Below are 14,985 nucleotides of genomic sequence, written 5' to 3' on the forward strand. Positions count from 1 at the left end.
AGTAACTTGTATAGCAATCATAAAATAGTTTCTATTTTTAGGAAATTTTATCCTTTTTATCATAATATTTTCAACGGTAAAAGGAGGAAAGAGGAATGTTTGTAGCGAATAGTACATTACTAGAAAATACGGTAAAAAGGGGTCTTCCTTCATGAAACAGTTACTAATTGTAGATGATCAACTTGGGATACGGATGCTCTTAAAAGAAGTTTTCGCTCAAGAGGGGTATGAGATTAGCCTAGCTTCAAATGGTTATGAGGCATTGAAGCAATTAGAAGAAAAGCCGATTGCTGGTGTATTATTAGACATGAAAATACCAGGTATGGATGGGATTCAAATTTTAAAAAAAATAAAAGAACAATCACCTGAGTTACCAGTGATGATGATGACCGCTTATGGTGAGTTAAATCTCATTCAAGAGGCGATGGGCTTAGGCGCATCTCTCTATTTTACAAAGCCCTTTGACATTTTTGAAGTAAGGGATGCTGTGAACAATTTACTAAAATAATGAGGGTATGAGCAGGCAGTGGAAAACATCGCCTGTTTTTGTTATGATTGTGTAGGAAATGAGTAGGCTAACTCTAAACAGTTTATTTGGACAAAATATAGGGTATTTTATAATGTGGAACGTTTAGATGGGTGTCCTGCTTAAGCATTTGCTTAATTATTTGAGATGTACCAATTAAAATATAGGAGGTCCTTTTAAATGGCTTTAGTTTCTATGAAAGAAATGCTTGAAAAAGGTAAAAAAGAAGGCTATGCAGTTGGACAATTCAACATTAATAACTTGGAATTCACGCAGGCTATTTTACAAGCAGCTGAAGAAGAAAAGTCACCAGTTATTTTAGGTGTTTCTGAAGGCGCTGCAAAATACATGGGCGGATTTACAACAGTTGTACATATGGTTAAAGGATTAATGGCGGACTATAATATTACAGTTCCGGTAGCAATTCATTTAGATCATGGTTCAAGCTTTGATAAATGTAAGGCTGCAATTGATGCCGGATTTACTTCTGTCATGATTGACGCATCACACCATCCTTTCGAAGAAAATGTAGAAATTACTTCAAAAGTGGTAGAGTATGCTCATGCTCACAGTGTTTCCGTAGAAGCAGAGCTAGGGACTGTTGGCGGTCAAGAAGACGATGTAATAGCAGATGGCGTTATTTATGCTGACCCAGCAGAATGTGCGGAGCTTGTAAAACGCACTGCGATTGATTGTCTTGCCCCTGCGCTTGGATCAGTTCATGGTCCATATAAAGGTGAACCAAACTTAGGTTTTGAAGAGATGGAAGAAATATCTAAATTGGCTGATTTACCATTAGTACTACATGGTGGAACTGGTATCCCAACAAAAGACATTACAAGAGCTATTTCGTTAGGGACAGCTAAGATTAATGTAAATACAGAAAACCAAATTGCTGCAACAAGAGCAATTCGTGAATACCTAGCAGCTAACGAAGAACAATACGATCCACGTAAGTATTTAATCCCAGCACGTGATGCAATAAAAGCAACTGTCATTGGAAAAATGCGTGAATTCGGAAGTTCTAATAAAGCATAAGTAATATAAATAGCTATAAAGGAGAAGTGCTCTTTGGCTCTTAAATAGAGTGACAAGAGGGACTTCTCCTGTTTTTCCATCAAGAGGAGGATATTATTAATATGAAATTTTTTATCGATACAGCAAACTTTGACGAAATAAAAGAAGCACACTCATGGGGAGTAATCTCAGGTGTTACTACAAATCCATCTTTAGTAGCAAAAGAGAATATTTCTTTTCACGATCGTTTACGTGAAATCACAGCTTTAGTAGATGGTTCAGTAAGTGCAGAGGTTATAGCTTTAGATGCAGAAGGTATGATTAAAGAAGGTAGAGAGCTAGCTGCAATTGCACCAAACATCACCGTGAAGCTTCCAATGACACCAGAAGGCTTAAAAGCATGTTCGGTTTTCCGTGCAGAAGGTATTAAAACTAACGTAACTCTAATCTTCAGTGCAAACCAAGCATTAATGGCAGCACGTGCTGGTGCTACATATGTTTCTCCTTTCTTAGGACGTTTAGACGATATTGGCCATGATGGTATGGAATTGATTGCTAAAATCTCAACTATATTCTCTATCCATAACATTGACACAGAAATTATTGCTGCTTCAATCAGACATCCACAGCATATTACTGATGCAGCATTAAATGGTGCACATATTTCTACTACTCCATTTAAAGTTTTAAAACAATTATTCAATCATCCTTTAACTGATAAAGGAATTGAAGGTTTCCTAGCGGATTGGAACAATAGAAAAAGCGAGTAACCAACACGAAGGAGAACGGTATGGAAGTTTATAAAATAAAAGGAGGAAACACCCTCCGTGGCACGATTAAAGTAAGTGGGGCAAAAAATAGTGCAGTAGCTCTTATTCCCGCTTCGTTGATGGCTAATTCTCCCGTTACAATAGAAGGCTTACCTGAAATATTGGATGTTTTCACCCTAAAGGAAATTTTAGAAGAGGTTGGTGCAAAAGTAACCTTCTCTGAGGGGACTATGGTGATAGATCCGACAAATGTTGTAGATATGCCTATGCCTAATGGTAATATTAAAAAGTTACGAGCATCTTATTATTTAATGGGTGTTATGCTAGGGAAATTCAAAAAAGCAGCTATTGGGCTGCCGGGCGGCTGTCATTTAGGCCCTCGACCAATTGACCAGCATATTAAAGGGTTTGAAGCGTTAGGTGCAGAAGTGAGCAATGAGCACGGAGCAATCTATTTGAGAGCAGACGAGCTAGTTGGATCAAAAATATATCTAGATGTTGTAAGTGTGGGCGCCACAATTAACATCATGCTTGCTGCCGTCCTAGCAAAAGGTAGAACTATTATCGAAAATGCTGCAAAAGAGCCAGAAATCATTGATGTGGCAACGTTACTTTCAAATATGGGAGCTAATATTAAAGGTGCAGGAACAAACGTGATTCGTATTGATGGGGTAGAAGAACTGCACGGTACGAAGCACACGATTATTCCGGACCGTATAGAGGCTGGCACTTTTATGATTATGGCTGCGCTTGCCGGTGATGGAGTAACCATTGATAATGTCATTCCATTTCACGTTGAAGCTTTAACTGCAAAGCTTCGAGAAATGGGAGTAGCTGTAGAAGAGTTTGAAGAGAAGGTATTTATTCCTAAAACGACAAATTTACAAGCTGTTGACGTTAAGACACTTGTTTATCCTGGATTTGCCACGGATCTTCAGCAACCTTTTTCTGTTTTATTGACACAAGCTACCGGAACTTCGGTCATTACTGATTCTATCTATTCAGCACGGTTTAAACATATTGATGAGTTACGCCGCATGAATGCAAATGGAAGAGTAGATGGTAGAACTGCTGTGCTAACTGGACCCGTTAAGCTAGAGGCTGCAACCGTTAGAGCGAGTGATCTTCGCGCAGGAGCTGCTCTAGTACTGGCAGGCTTAATAGCAGACGGTGAAACCGAAATTCAAGATATCTACCACATAGACCGAGGATATAGCTCATTAATCGAGAAGCTACAAGGTATAGGTGCAGATATTAGAAGAGTGGAAGTCCTGGAAATCGAACAAAATAATAGCTAGAAAAATGGAGGTTGTTTTACTCCATTTTTTTAGAAATTAGACAAAACTTAAGTAATTTCTGTCGGGGCAGACATAGGCGCTTGCGCTTTTCTATCTGTCTAGCTCCATCGCCTTGCCCCTCGGGGTCAAATGGATAAAAGCTGCGGTGGCGGAAGAGATGCCTCCTCGCTTTTCTCCATTTGCCTGTCGGGGCAAAGACAGGCGATTGCGCTTTTCTTATTTGACAAATATGCTACAATGATATCGGAAGAAACAAATTCGTATGTATTTATATACAATCCGTAATACGGGAGGCACAAACGAAATGGAACGTAGTTTATCAATGGAATTAGTCCGAGTGACTGAAGCAGCCGCTATTGCATCTGCTCGCTGGATGGGACGAGGATTAAAAAATGAAGCAGATGATGCAGCAACTACTGCAATGCGTACAGTATTTGACACTATCCCTATGGAGGGTGTTGTAGTAATTGGGGAAGGTGAAATGGACGAGGCACCGATGCTATATATCGGAGAAAAGCTTGGCCATGGCACAGGAGGTCCTCAAGTAGATGTAGCAGTAGACCCTTTAGAAGGTACTAATATTGTAGCTTCTGGTGGCTGGAATGCATTAGCAGTTCTAGCAATTGCAGATCGCGGAAATTTACTTCATGCACCAGATATGTATATGGAAAAGCTGGCAGTAGGACCTGAATCCGTTGGCCAAGTGGACATAAATGCATCTGTACTTGATAATTTACGTGCTGTTGCTCGTGCAAAAAACAAAGATATTGAAGACGTTGTTGCGACTATCCTAGGTCGTCAGCGCCATGAAAAAATTATCGAAGAAATTAGAGCAGCAGGAGCTCGTATCAAGCTAATTACCGATGGCGATGTAGCTGGTGCGATTAACACTGCTTTTGATAATACTGGTGTTGATATTTTATTCGGCATGGGTGGAGCTCCAGAAGGAGTTATCTCAGCAGTTGGATTAAAATGCTTAGGTGGAGAAATTCAAGGGAAGCTTGTTCCTCAGGATGAGGCAGAACTTGAAAGATGTAAAAAGATGGGGCTAGATGTTTCCAAGGTATTGCGTATGACTGACCTTGTAAAAGGCGATGATGCCATCTTTGCAGCAACTGGAGTTACTGATGGAGAGCTCCTACGTGGAGTGCAGTTCAAAGGCGCTTTTGGTTCCACGCATTCTATCGTAATGCGCGCCAAATCCGGAACTATTCGTTTCGTAGAAGGTCGTCACAGCTTAAACAAAAAACCGAATTTAGTACTATAAAACTAAACTTCTTTGTATACCCGATAGTTCTCTATCGGGTATCCTCTAATAAAACTTCTTTCCTTTTATCCAGTTTCAATAAGTAAACAACAAAATATAGTAAAGAGTGGTGCGTGCTAATGACACAAACAACGATCAATGAGCTAGAGAATATGACCTTAAAAGAGCTCTATACTCTTGCGCGCAAGTATAAAATAGCTGCTTATAGTAAATTATCAAAAAAAGAACTTATTTTTGCAATCTTAAAATCTCGTGCAGAGCAAGAAGGCTTTTTCTTTATGGAAGGTGTTTTAGAGATCATTCAGCAGGAGGGCTTTGGCTTCCTACGACCGATTAACTATTCTCCTAGCTCCGAAGATATTTATATTTCCGCGTCACAAATTAGAAGATTTGATTTGCGTAACGGAGACAAAGTAACTGGGAAAGTACGACCACCAAAGGAAAGCGAACGTTATTACGGTCTTCTGCACGTAGAGCTAGTAAATGGAGAAGATCCTGAAATTGCTAAAGAGCGAGTTCATTTTCCAGGACTAACACCTTTGTATCCAGATCGCCATATTAAATTGGAGACTGTTCCAGAGAAGCTATCTACTAGAATTATGGATTTAGTAGCTCCAGTAGGTTATGGTCAGCGTGGATTGATAGTTGCTCCACCGAAGGCTGGTAAAACATTATTAATAAAAGAAATTGCTAACGCTATTACTACGAACCATCCGAATGCAGAGCTAATTGTATTATTAATAGATGAACGCCCGGAGGAAGTAACAGATATCGAGCGTTCTGTGAAGGCAGATGTAGTAAGCTCCACATTTGATGAGGTACCAGAAAATCACGTTAAGGTAGCAGAGCTTGTCTTGGAAAGAGCTATGCGCCTTGTGGAGCATAAGCGTGATGTTATTATTCTAATGGATTCTATCACTCGTTTAGCACGTGCTTACAATCTTGTTATACCGCCAAGTGGACGTACTTTATCAGGTGGTATTGATCCTGCTGCATTCCATCGTCCAAAACGCTTCTTCGGTGCTGCGCGTAATATCGAAGAGGGTGGAAGCTTAACTATTTTAGCCACTGCTTTAGTTGATACTGGATCACGAATGGATGAAGTTATTTACGAAGAATTCAAAGGTACAGGAAACCTAGAGCTTCACCTAGACCGTAGTCTAGCAGAGCGTCGTATCTTCCCGGCCATTGACATCCGTCGTTCAGGAACAAGAAAAGAAGAATTGTTAATTCCTAAAGACCAATTGGATAAACTATGGGCTATTCGTAAAACCTTCTCTGACTCTCACGATTTTGGAGAGCGTTTCTTGAAAAAACTTCGTCTAACGAAAACAAACGAAGGTTTCTTTGAGCAATTAAGCGAAGAAATGAAAGCACATCGCAGTGGTAAAGTATCATTGTAAATTGAACTAATAATTTCATAAATAGAAGGAGACTCAAGGCAATAGTCATGAGTCTCCTTTTTTGATGTTTTTAAATAATAATTTTATAAACGAAAACTTTTTTAACTGCACGCTCGTCTAATGTGCTAAAGGGGGGACAACGGTGGAGCGAATGTTAATGGGGGATACTAAATCTGAGAATTATGAGCAGCTCATCGATGAACTGATGAGTACACATGGTCAAGATATATTGCAGCTAGTCTATGCTTACGTACATAACGAAACGATTGCTGAGGATTTAACACAAGAGATTTTTGTGAAGTGCTACAAAGGGTTACCGAGCTATAGAGGACGATCATCTATTAAAACATGGTTATGGCGCATTGCCATCAATCATGCAAAAGACTATTTAAAAAGCTGGTATAACCAAAATGTCAAGATAACAGAAGATACTATTCTAAATAGAACTACATTGTCTTCAAGCGTAGAACAAATCGTTGTCCAGCAAGATGAGGATACCGAGCTTGCAGCAGCTGTCATGAGCTTGCCTATTAAATACCGCGAAGTGATCTACTTAGTTTATTTTGAAGAACTGACTATGAAGGAAGCAGCGACCGTTTTACAGCTAAATGAAAATACCATTAAGACGAGGCTGCGCAAAGGAAAACTTCTTTTAAAGAATATATTGGAGGGATCTGAATGGAAGAGCGATTGAAGGGCTTAAAAAAAGCTATGAAAAATACTACATTTGAGCATCTGCAATTTTCAGAGGTACATCGCCAAAAAGTAAATGACCAAATTAAACAAATCTCACCAGTTGCTTTAACAGAAGAGATTTTACCTCTTTTAGTAGAATCCAAGACGGGTAGTGAGTTAGTAGAGCTTCTGCATGTTAGAGGAGAAAAATCTATTAGATTTAATGAAGGAGCTGTATATACCTCACTTCATCTAGCGGAACAAAACGGTGAGCTAGAATCCTTTTGGACTGAAGGAGAAAAATACTATAGATTATCGAAAAAGGGACTTAAGCTATTACAGAAAAAGTATCCTTCTACAGCAGCTCGTTTCTCGCTAAGGCAGTTATTTCACGAGGTGACTACAGATGAGTATTAAAGAGTATTTACAGTCAGTAATTGCACATATTCGCTCCAAAGAGGCAAAAAGTTATATAGAAGCTGAGCTAGCTAATCATATGGAACACTCGAAGATGTCTTGGATGACAAAAGGATATACGGAAAAGGAGGCAGAGGGTAAAGCTGCTTTAGAAATGGGCAGTCCTACCGTGCTTGGTAAATCATTAAATGAAATCCATAAGCCTAAAATAGATTGGCTGCTTCTCTCCTTACTCATTGGAATATTATTACTGAGCTTTTTGCCAATTGTGGCTTTGAATCAACCGCATTATGAGTACAGATATGGTCATATGATTCCTGCGTTTTTATCTAATCATGTAATTCATATTATCTTAGGCTTTGTCGTAGCTCTTGGGTTAATGTTTTTGGATTATCGAAAGTTTGCACAATTGGGTTATGTTTTTTTCGGCATTGCTTCCGTATTTATTATATTTTTATATGGTTTTTACAATGTACAAATAAACGGAAAAGTAATGATCCAAATTGGGTTTATTAGTTTGAAGGTTTGGATGGCGATCCCACTTTACTGTATTGCCTGGGCAGCTTTGTTTTCAAAAAAGAACTTTGCCTTATGGAAAGCGTTTGTACTAGTTGGACTTTCATTTATTTTATTTAGTATGAATGCCGACTTGTCAATTTTATTAATTTACGGAGCTCTTGTTGGAGTATTATTCATGAAAAGTAAGTTTTCTAAAAAGCAAAAAAGTATAGTTTTTGGAGCTGTGGCAGCTTTAATCATTAGCTTTATTATATTTACGTGGTTCAGCTATCAAAATGGAAGCATCGCAAAATACCAGATAGACCGTCTATTGGGCTTCTTAAATCCAGCAGGTTACGCTGAAGGTGCAGGATATATGAATGTATTGCTTACAGATTTACTACAAGGAGCTAAATGGTTTGGGGCAGGAACGACCTTTAAACTACCTGAAGCACATACAGATTTAGTGTTTGGACATCTAATTCAATCCTATGGTTTAGCTGTGGCGATTGGAATATTTATAATACTAAGCTTAGTGATTATACGCTTTTTACACATTACTTCTTCCGTGAAGGACTCCTTTGGAAGATTAATCATTATAGGATGTATTACAATTTTCTCAACACAATTCATCTATGCCATTGGAATGACAGTTGGGTTAGTTCCAATTGTATCAATCTCACTACCGTTTTTTAGCTATGGATTTATGCCAACCGTCCTCAATGCTTTCTTAATAGGCTTAGTTCTTAGCGTGTATAGACGAAAACCTTTGTACAGACACTCCAGGTTCCCAAAATAACTTCTAAGACAAGTCATTAAACAAAAACTAATGACTTGTCTAGAACGTAAAGACATGTTATTATATGAAACGTAAGTTTATACATTTCTGCTACATATGCGATTGACATCAATCGGATCGTGTAAGGTATCAGTTTCATAACCAACTCTGTTCCAGATGGTTCAGGGCGAGAGGAGAGATAGAGATGAAAGCAGGAATTCATCCCGATTACAAAGAAGCAACAGTATCATGTTCATGTGGTAACTCATTCACAACTGGTTCTGTAAAATCAGACATTAAAGTCGAGTTCTGTAACGAATGTCACCCATTCTATACTGGACGTCAAAAATTCGCAGCTGCGGATGGCCGTGTTGATCGCTTCAACAAAAAATACGGAATTAAAGAAGAAACTCAAGACTAATAACAAAGTACCTGCAGAGCACTTAGTGCTTTGCAGGTATTTTTGTTTATAGTTTAGGAAATTATAAAATTCGGAACCTGTGGATTAATTGGTGTCTAGCTCCACCGCCTTGCCCCTCGGGGTCAAATGGATAAAAGCTCCGGTGGCTGAGGGGCTGCCTCCTCGCTTTTCTCCATTTGCCTGTCGGGGCAGGAATAGGCGCTTGCGCTTTTCTTGTGACAATTCCTTTAAAATAGTTTCGGGGAATACACCCGTATGATATAAATAGATAGAAGCAAAATACATAGTCGATAAGTAAGGAGATATATCATGGCTCAACTATTTTTTAAGCATGGCGCGATGAACAGTGGAAAATCAATTGAAATTCTAAAGGTAGCACATAATTATGAAGAACAAAACAAACCAGTCGTAATTTTCACACCTGGTATTGATACTCGTGATGAGGTGGGACACGTCTCTAGCCGAATTGGCTTGAAGAGAAAGGCCACTGCAATTTATGATGAAACGAACTTATATGAAGTAGTAAAAGAAATAGATCCGAAACCATATTGTGTGTTAATCGATGAGGTGCAATTCTTAAAAAAAGAGCATGTTCTTCAGCTTACACAAATTGTAGATGAACTAAATATCCCTGTCATGGGCTTTGGCTTAAAGAATGACTTCCAAAACGAAATGTTCGAGGGCAGTAAATATATGCTGATCTATGCGGATAAAATCGAAGAAATGAAAACGATATGCTGGTTCTGTCATCGCAAAGCAATCATGAACTTACGAGTGGATGAGAGCGGTCAACCAGTATATACAGGAGAACAAATTCAAATCGGTGGAAATGACTCCTATTATCCAGTTTGCCGCAAATGCCACTCCAATCCTCCGCTTACTCAGTGAACAGAAGTAGGTATTTCTAATAAAATATAGAGAACCTTGCGGAGACGGCGATGAACCTTGCAGAGACGGGCATAAACCTTGCGGAAATGAGCAAGAACCTTGCAGAAAGCCAAAAACTCTGCGGAGACGAAGCGAAGCCTTGAACAAACGGTTCCCACCTGTGCAGTTGAGCTATCAATCCGTAAACCAGCAGATGGCGAGCGAAATTGCATCTTCGCGAGCGCTTTACTTAATAGAATAGGTATATATTCTTTCATTAGCATAAAGGCCCTTTAAAATAGAAAAAGTAGCAAGCGCTACGCTTTTTCTTTATAATAGTACTATTAGACATATAAATGAACGAGGTGAGCACGATGTTTGATCGATTACAATCGGTAGAAGACCGTTATAATAATTTAAATGAATTGCTTAGTGATCCAGATGTAGTGAATGATACGAACAAGCTAAGAGAGTATTCAAAGGAACAATCGAATCTACAGGCGACAGTGGATGCGTATAGAGAATATAAGGATGTTAAAAGCCAATACCAGGATGCAAAGCAAATGCTTGATGAGAAGCTAGATGCAGATATGCGTGAAATGGTGAAGGAAGAAGTGAACGAGCTAGAAGGGCAGATTGCTGAGCTAGAAGAGCGTTTACGTATTTTGTTGATCCCGAAAGATCCGAACGATGACAAAAACGTTATTATGGAGATCCGTGGGGCTGCGGGTGGAGATGAGGCAGCATTATTTGCAGGGAATCTTTTCCGTATGTACAGCAGATTTGCGGAAACACAAGGCTGGAAAATCGAGGTTATGGAATCGAATCCAACGGGTTTAGGCGGATATAAAGAAATCATCTTTATGATTAATGGTAATAATGCCTATTCTAAGATGAAATACGAAAATGGTGCACACCGCGTGCAGCGTGTTCCAGAAACTGAGTCAGGTGGCCGTATTCATACCTCGACTGCAACAGTTGCAGTTCTTCCAGAAGCGGAAGAAGTAGACGTAGAGATTCACGAAAAAGAAGTTCGTGTAGATACTTTTGCATCATCAGGTGCTGGTGGACAATCGGTTAACACGACTATGTCAGCTGTTCGTATGACCCATTTACCTACAGGAATCACTGTTTCCATGCAGGATGAAAAATCTCAGATTAAAAACAGAGAAAAAGCAATGAAAATTCTTCGTGCACGTGTAGCGGATAAGTTCCGTCAAGAAGCGCAAGCAGAGTATGATGCTGTTCGTAAATCAGCGGTAGGGACTGGTGACCGTTCGGAACGAATTCGCACATACAATTATCCACAAAATCGAGTGACGGACCACCGTATTGGTTTAACTATTCAAAAGCTAGACCAAATTTTAGAAGGCAAGCTAAATGAAGTGGTGGATGCACTGATATTAGAGGATCAAGCTGAAAAATTAGAAAGAATGAATGATACAAATGTCTAAGACCATTTATGAGGCCCTGAACCGGGCTTCTTCTTTTTTAGAGGAAAATAACCGTGAAAAAGAAGTAGCTCGTTATATTTTACAATTTGTCCTAGGGAAAAATTACTCTGCGCTTATGATGGCCATGTATGAAGAGATATCAACAGATTCTTTTAATACCTTCTGGAGCTATGTGGAGAAGCATGCAACCGGTAGACCGTATCAATATATAATTGGTCAGGAAACCTTTTATGATCGAGAATTTTTAGTGAACGAGTCTGTTTTAATTCCCCGACCTGAAACCGAGGAACTAATAGAAGAGGTAAGAAAGCGTGCACCACATCTATTTAAGGGTAAAAACCCGTTAAATGTTGCAGATATTGGTACAGGAAGTGGAGCCATTGCGATTACTATTCAAAAGGAACTGCCAAATGCAAAGGTGACTGCTACAGATATATCTGAGAATGCATTACAGGTAGCAACTCAAAATGCAGAAAGACTGTCAGCGATTATCGACTTTAAACAAGGAGATTTGGCGGAGCCTATATCACATGAAAAATGGGATATTGTTTTATCGAATCCACCTTATATTGCACATTCAGAGGCGCCAAGCTTATCAGATACAGTGATAGATTATGAACCGCATTTGGCTTTATTTGCAGATGAGGATGGTCTTTTACTTTATCGTAAATTAGCAGAGCAGCTACCTTCCTTGATGAATTCAACTAGTTTAATAGGTTTTGAGATTGGCTATGAGCAGGGGCCAGCTGTTGCTGATATGCTTCAAAAAGCCTTTCCTAAAGGGAATGTAGAGGTCATTCAAGACATTAATGGAAAAAATCGTTTTGTTTTTTGTACAAATGCTGAATAAGATATGAATCTATTGGTAACAATGTTCCTAAGGGAGGAATGTTACATGTTACCAGATTACGAGATAAAAAGAGCAGGTAAAGTAGGACAAAAAATAGATGCAGTTATTCTCTTTGTATGGATGCTATTGGTTATTCAAACGATATTATTTGTTTTCATTCATAATGCGGAACAAACGGAGGCGATGCGCTTTCGATTAGTTGCTAACAGCAACACCGCTTATGATCAGCAGGTGAAAATGGAAGTACAGGAAAAAATAGCGCCAATCTTAGTCAATTATGAAAAGGATCCAGACGCTACTATAAAAGAATTAGAGAAGACAGTCGTGAGCCTATCAAGTAGCTTGCAGAAGAAGATGACAATCACACAAGGGCAAACGATCTTTCCGCCAAAGGAATGGGAAAGTGGAATTGCAGCTCAGACGCAGGTGGAGGCGATTGTAGTTTCTATCGGTAGTGGAAGAGGAGATAATTGGTGGTGTGGTCTATTTCCTAAAGCATGCTATAAAGAAGAAGTAAAAGAAGAAAAGCCTAAATTCTTTGTTTGGGAATGGTTAAAAAAGAAATTTTCCACATAGTTTTCCACAATTGTCTGAAAGTTATTAACATTTTGTGGATAAGGTTCTAAAAAAGGAGAAGTTACGTATGAATACAAAAATTTTATCTGTGGGTAACTTATCCACAGAAGGAATAAGTTATACAGAGGCCGTCCATTTATTACATTCGGGTGAAGTGGTAGCTTTCCCAACGGAAACTGTTTACGGCTTAGGAGCCATCGCAACGAATGAAAAAGCGGTAGCGAAAATTTTTGAAGCAAAAGGCAGACCCCAGGATAATCCTCTTATTGTGCATATTGGATCTAAGGATGAAATTAGTGATTTCATCTCTCACATCCCGGAAAATGCACAGCTATGTATGGATGCATTTTGGCCAGGACCATTAACGTTAATACTACCGCTGAAGGAAACTGTTTTGGCTTCCAATGTTAGCGCAGGCTTGGATACAGTCGGGGTAAGAATGCCTAATCATCCCGTGGCTTTAAAACTTTTACGTGAACTAAAACTTCCGGTTGCTGCTCCGAGCGCAAATCGAAGTGGAAAACCTAGCCCAACTAAAGCAAGACACGTGTACAAGGATTTAAATGGTAGAATCCCTGCTATAATTGATGGCGGAGCAACTGGGATGGGGCTTGAATCGACGGTGCTTGACTGTACTAGTGAGATTCCAACTATTCTACGACCAGGTGGAGTAACAAAGGAAATGCTTGAACAAGTTATTGGCCAGATCAATGAAACAAAGCTTGTAGATAAATCAGAAGCTCCAAGAGCACCTGGCATGAAATATGCTCACTATGCCCCAAATGCACCTGTCTATTTAATAGAGGCATCAGTACACTCGATACAAGAAGCTATCGCTAGTATACATAAGGAAGATAAAAAAGTTGCCCTCATAGCAACGGATCAATTGAAAGTAGTAGATGCCAACTATTATTTTTCACTTGGTAACCATGAACAAGTAAAAGAAGCTGCTCATTTGTTATATGAGGCACTTAGAAGCTGCGACGATACAGATGCAGATATCGTGCTTGCCCCTGTTTTCCGAAAGGATGGCGTTGGAGCAGCAATTATGAATCGTTTAGAAAAAGCAGCGGATGGCAAATGGTTTTTCGAAAAGTAAAACAAGTAAAAAAAGGTTGTCTATATTTTGTATTCTCTCCCGTCCATTTGCATACATTTAATTATGCAAATAGACGGGAGAGATTTTTTTGTGGACAGAAATATTAGCAGGATTCTTAATGTCGGTAGATGTACTTATCTTATTTTCTCTTGTATCATATAGAAAACAGGTTTTGACTCTAGCTGCTTGGGTCGCATCCTTACATATGCTCTTCCCCTTAATAGGTTATTATGCAGGTGTTTTGGTACAAACCTATTTACAGCAGGCAAGCCCTTATTTATCAGGAGTCCTGCTAACCTTGGTAGGTCTTCAAATGGTATTATCAAAATCTCCAAAAGAAATACCGATGATGCCACCATATATCTTGGCTATAGTAGCGAGTCTAGATACCTTCTCGGTCAGTATTTCCTTTGGTATGCTCCAAATAGAAAAGTTCATTTTTATTCTAAGTGCAGGCATCTTTGCTTTTGTTGGAGTACTTGTTGCACAGAAAATTATATATAAAAACACTGTTATGAACAGAGGCATGATCATGAAACTGGCCGGTGGAGTTTTATTAGTCATGGGCTTGCTTACTCTTCAAAATCTATAACAAAATAGATAGCCGATACACACTAACATAAAGGAATGATTAGTATGAATATTTTATTTGTCTGTACAGGTAATACTTGTAGAAGCCCGATGGCAGAGGCCATTTTAAAAGCAAAGAACTTAGCTAATGTAAATGTGAAGTCAGCAGGTATTTATGCAATGGATGGGGAAAAAATGTCTTTAAATAGTCAAAAAGTTCTAATAGACAACAACATTCCTTTTACCCATAAATCCTCCTCCCTACAGCCGTCAATTGTGGAGTGGGCAGATCTAATTTTAACGATGACTGCTGCTCACAAACAGGCCCTTATTTTTGCTTTTCCCGAAGCAATTTCTAAGATTTATATGTATAAAGAATTTGTAACTCCGGACGATATACAGGATGTAATGGATCCTTTTGGAGGAAACCTGGGTATATACGAACGGACTTATGAAGAACTTAGTATGCTAACAGAGGGATTAGTCAAGAAGCTATAGG

At 39.1% G+C, this 14,985-nt stretch carries 17 protein-coding genes; all 17 read left to right on the forward strand.

Annotation, left to right across the window (positions count from 1 at the left end; all coding sequences use genetic code 11):
* The first annotated feature begins 151 nt into the window (after positions 1-151).
* The 17 genes from NSQ95_RS03145 to NSQ95_RS03225 all read left to right on the forward strand — a co-directional run bounded on the left by NSQ95_RS03145 (position 152) and on the right by NSQ95_RS03225 (position 14,984).
* Complete coding sequence (locus NSQ95_RS03145; protein ID WP_169359446.1) at positions 152-508, forward strand: response regulator; 357 nt, start codon at positions 152-154, stop codon at positions 506-508.
* Positions 509-706: 198 nt separating this feature from the next.
* Positions 707-1,564: a class II fructose-bisphosphate aldolase gene (locus NSQ95_RS03150; RefSeq protein WP_340885414.1), complete on the forward strand. Its 858-nt coding sequence runs from the start codon at positions 707-709 to the stop codon at positions 1,562-1,564.
* 101 nt (positions 1,565-1,665) lie between these two features.
* Positions 1,666-2,313, forward strand: a complete 648-nt coding sequence (gene fsa / locus NSQ95_RS03155; protein WP_169359448.1) for a fructose-6-phosphate aldolase — start codon at positions 1,666-1,668, stop codon at positions 2,311-2,313.
* 20 nt (positions 2,314-2,333) lie between these two features.
* On the forward strand, positions 2,334-3,611 hold the full coding sequence (locus NSQ95_RS03160; RefSeq protein WP_169359449.1) for a UDP-N-acetylglucosamine 1-carboxyvinyltransferase: 1,278 nt from the start codon (positions 2,334-2,336) through the stop codon (positions 3,609-3,611).
* A gap of 304 nt (positions 3,612-3,915) precedes the next feature.
* A complete protein-coding gene (glpX, locus tag NSQ95_RS03165; protein ID WP_340885410.1) occupies positions 3,916-4,878 on the forward strand; it encodes a class II fructose-bisphosphatase in 963 nt (320 codons plus the stop codon).
* 119 nt (positions 4,879-4,997) lie between these two features.
* Positions 4,998-6,281, forward strand: coding sequence for a transcription termination factor Rho (gene rho, locus NSQ95_RS03170; RefSeq protein ID WP_340885408.1), 1,284 nt, complete (start codon positions 4,998-5,000; stop codon positions 6,279-6,281).
* Positions 6,282-6,432: 151 nt separating this feature from the next.
* Positions 6,433-6,975: a sigma-70 family RNA polymerase sigma factor gene (locus NSQ95_RS03175; RefSeq protein WP_340886090.1), complete on the forward strand. Its 543-nt coding sequence runs from the start codon at positions 6,433-6,435 to the stop codon at positions 6,973-6,975.
* Positions 6,960-7,373: a helix-turn-helix transcriptional regulator gene (locus NSQ95_RS03180; RefSeq protein ID WP_342560250.1), complete on the forward strand. Its 414-nt coding sequence runs from the start codon at positions 6,960-6,962 to the stop codon at positions 7,371-7,373. The genes NSQ95_RS03175 and NSQ95_RS03180 overlap by 16 nt, the downstream gene beginning before the upstream one ends.
* The gene (locus tag NSQ95_RS03185) at positions 7,363-8,670 is read left to right on the forward strand and encodes an FtsW/RodA/SpoVE family cell cycle protein (protein ID WP_342560251.1); all 1,308 of its coding nucleotides are present in this window, start codon (positions 7,363-7,365) and stop codon (positions 8,668-8,670) included. Before NSQ95_RS03180 ends, NSQ95_RS03185 begins: the two co-directional genes overlap by 11 nt.
* 184 nt (positions 8,671-8,854) lie before the next feature.
* Positions 8,855-9,070 carry a 50S ribosomal protein L31 gene (gene rpmE, locus NSQ95_RS03190; RefSeq protein WP_340885400.1) on the forward strand — a complete coding sequence of 72 codons (216 nt, stop codon included), beginning with the start codon at positions 8,855-8,857 and terminating at the stop codon, positions 9,068-9,070.
* A 309-nt stretch (positions 9,071-9,379) separates the two neighbouring features.
* Positions 9,380-9,958: a thymidine kinase gene (locus NSQ95_RS03195; protein ID WP_169359456.1), complete on the forward strand. Its 579-nt coding sequence runs from the start codon at positions 9,380-9,382 to the stop codon at positions 9,956-9,958.
* A gap of 353 nt (positions 9,959-10,311) precedes the next feature.
* Complete coding sequence (gene prfA, locus NSQ95_RS03200; protein WP_169359458.1) at positions 10,312-11,391, forward strand: peptide chain release factor 1; 1,080 nt, start codon at positions 10,312-10,314, stop codon at positions 11,389-11,391.
* The gene (prmC, locus tag NSQ95_RS03205) at positions 11,384-12,241 is read left to right on the forward strand and encodes a peptide chain release factor N(5)-glutamine methyltransferase (RefSeq protein ID WP_342560252.1); all 858 of its coding nucleotides are present in this window, start codon (positions 11,384-11,386) and stop codon (positions 12,239-12,241) included. The genes prfA and prmC overlap by 8 nt, the downstream gene beginning before the upstream one ends.
* A gap of 45 nt (positions 12,242-12,286) precedes the next feature.
* Positions 12,287-12,817 (forward strand): stage II sporulation protein R, encoded by a 531-nt coding sequence (locus tag NSQ95_RS03210; protein WP_342560253.1) that lies wholly within the window; start codon positions 12,287-12,289, stop codon positions 12,815-12,817.
* Positions 12,818-12,884: 67 nt separating this feature from the next.
* Positions 12,885-13,916 (forward strand): L-threonylcarbamoyladenylate synthase, encoded by a 1,032-nt coding sequence (locus NSQ95_RS03215; protein ID WP_340885392.1) that lies wholly within the window; start codon positions 12,885-12,887, stop codon positions 13,914-13,916.
* An 88-nt stretch (positions 13,917-14,004) separates the two neighbouring features.
* Entirely contained in the window at positions 14,005-14,508 is a 504-nt protein-coding gene (locus NSQ95_RS03220; RefSeq protein ID WP_340885390.1) for a manganese efflux pump, read from the forward strand.
* A 44-nt stretch (positions 14,509-14,552) separates the two neighbouring features.
* A complete protein-coding gene (locus NSQ95_RS03225) occupies positions 14,553-14,984 on the forward strand; it encodes a low molecular weight protein arginine phosphatase (protein ID WP_342560254.1) in 432 nt (143 codons plus the stop codon).
* Position 14,985 lies beyond the last annotated feature (1 nt).

This window comes from Psychrobacillus sp. FSL W7-1457 (genome assembly GCF_038593405.1).
GTDB lineage: Bacteria > Bacillota > Bacilli > Bacillales_A > Planococcaceae > Psychrobacillus.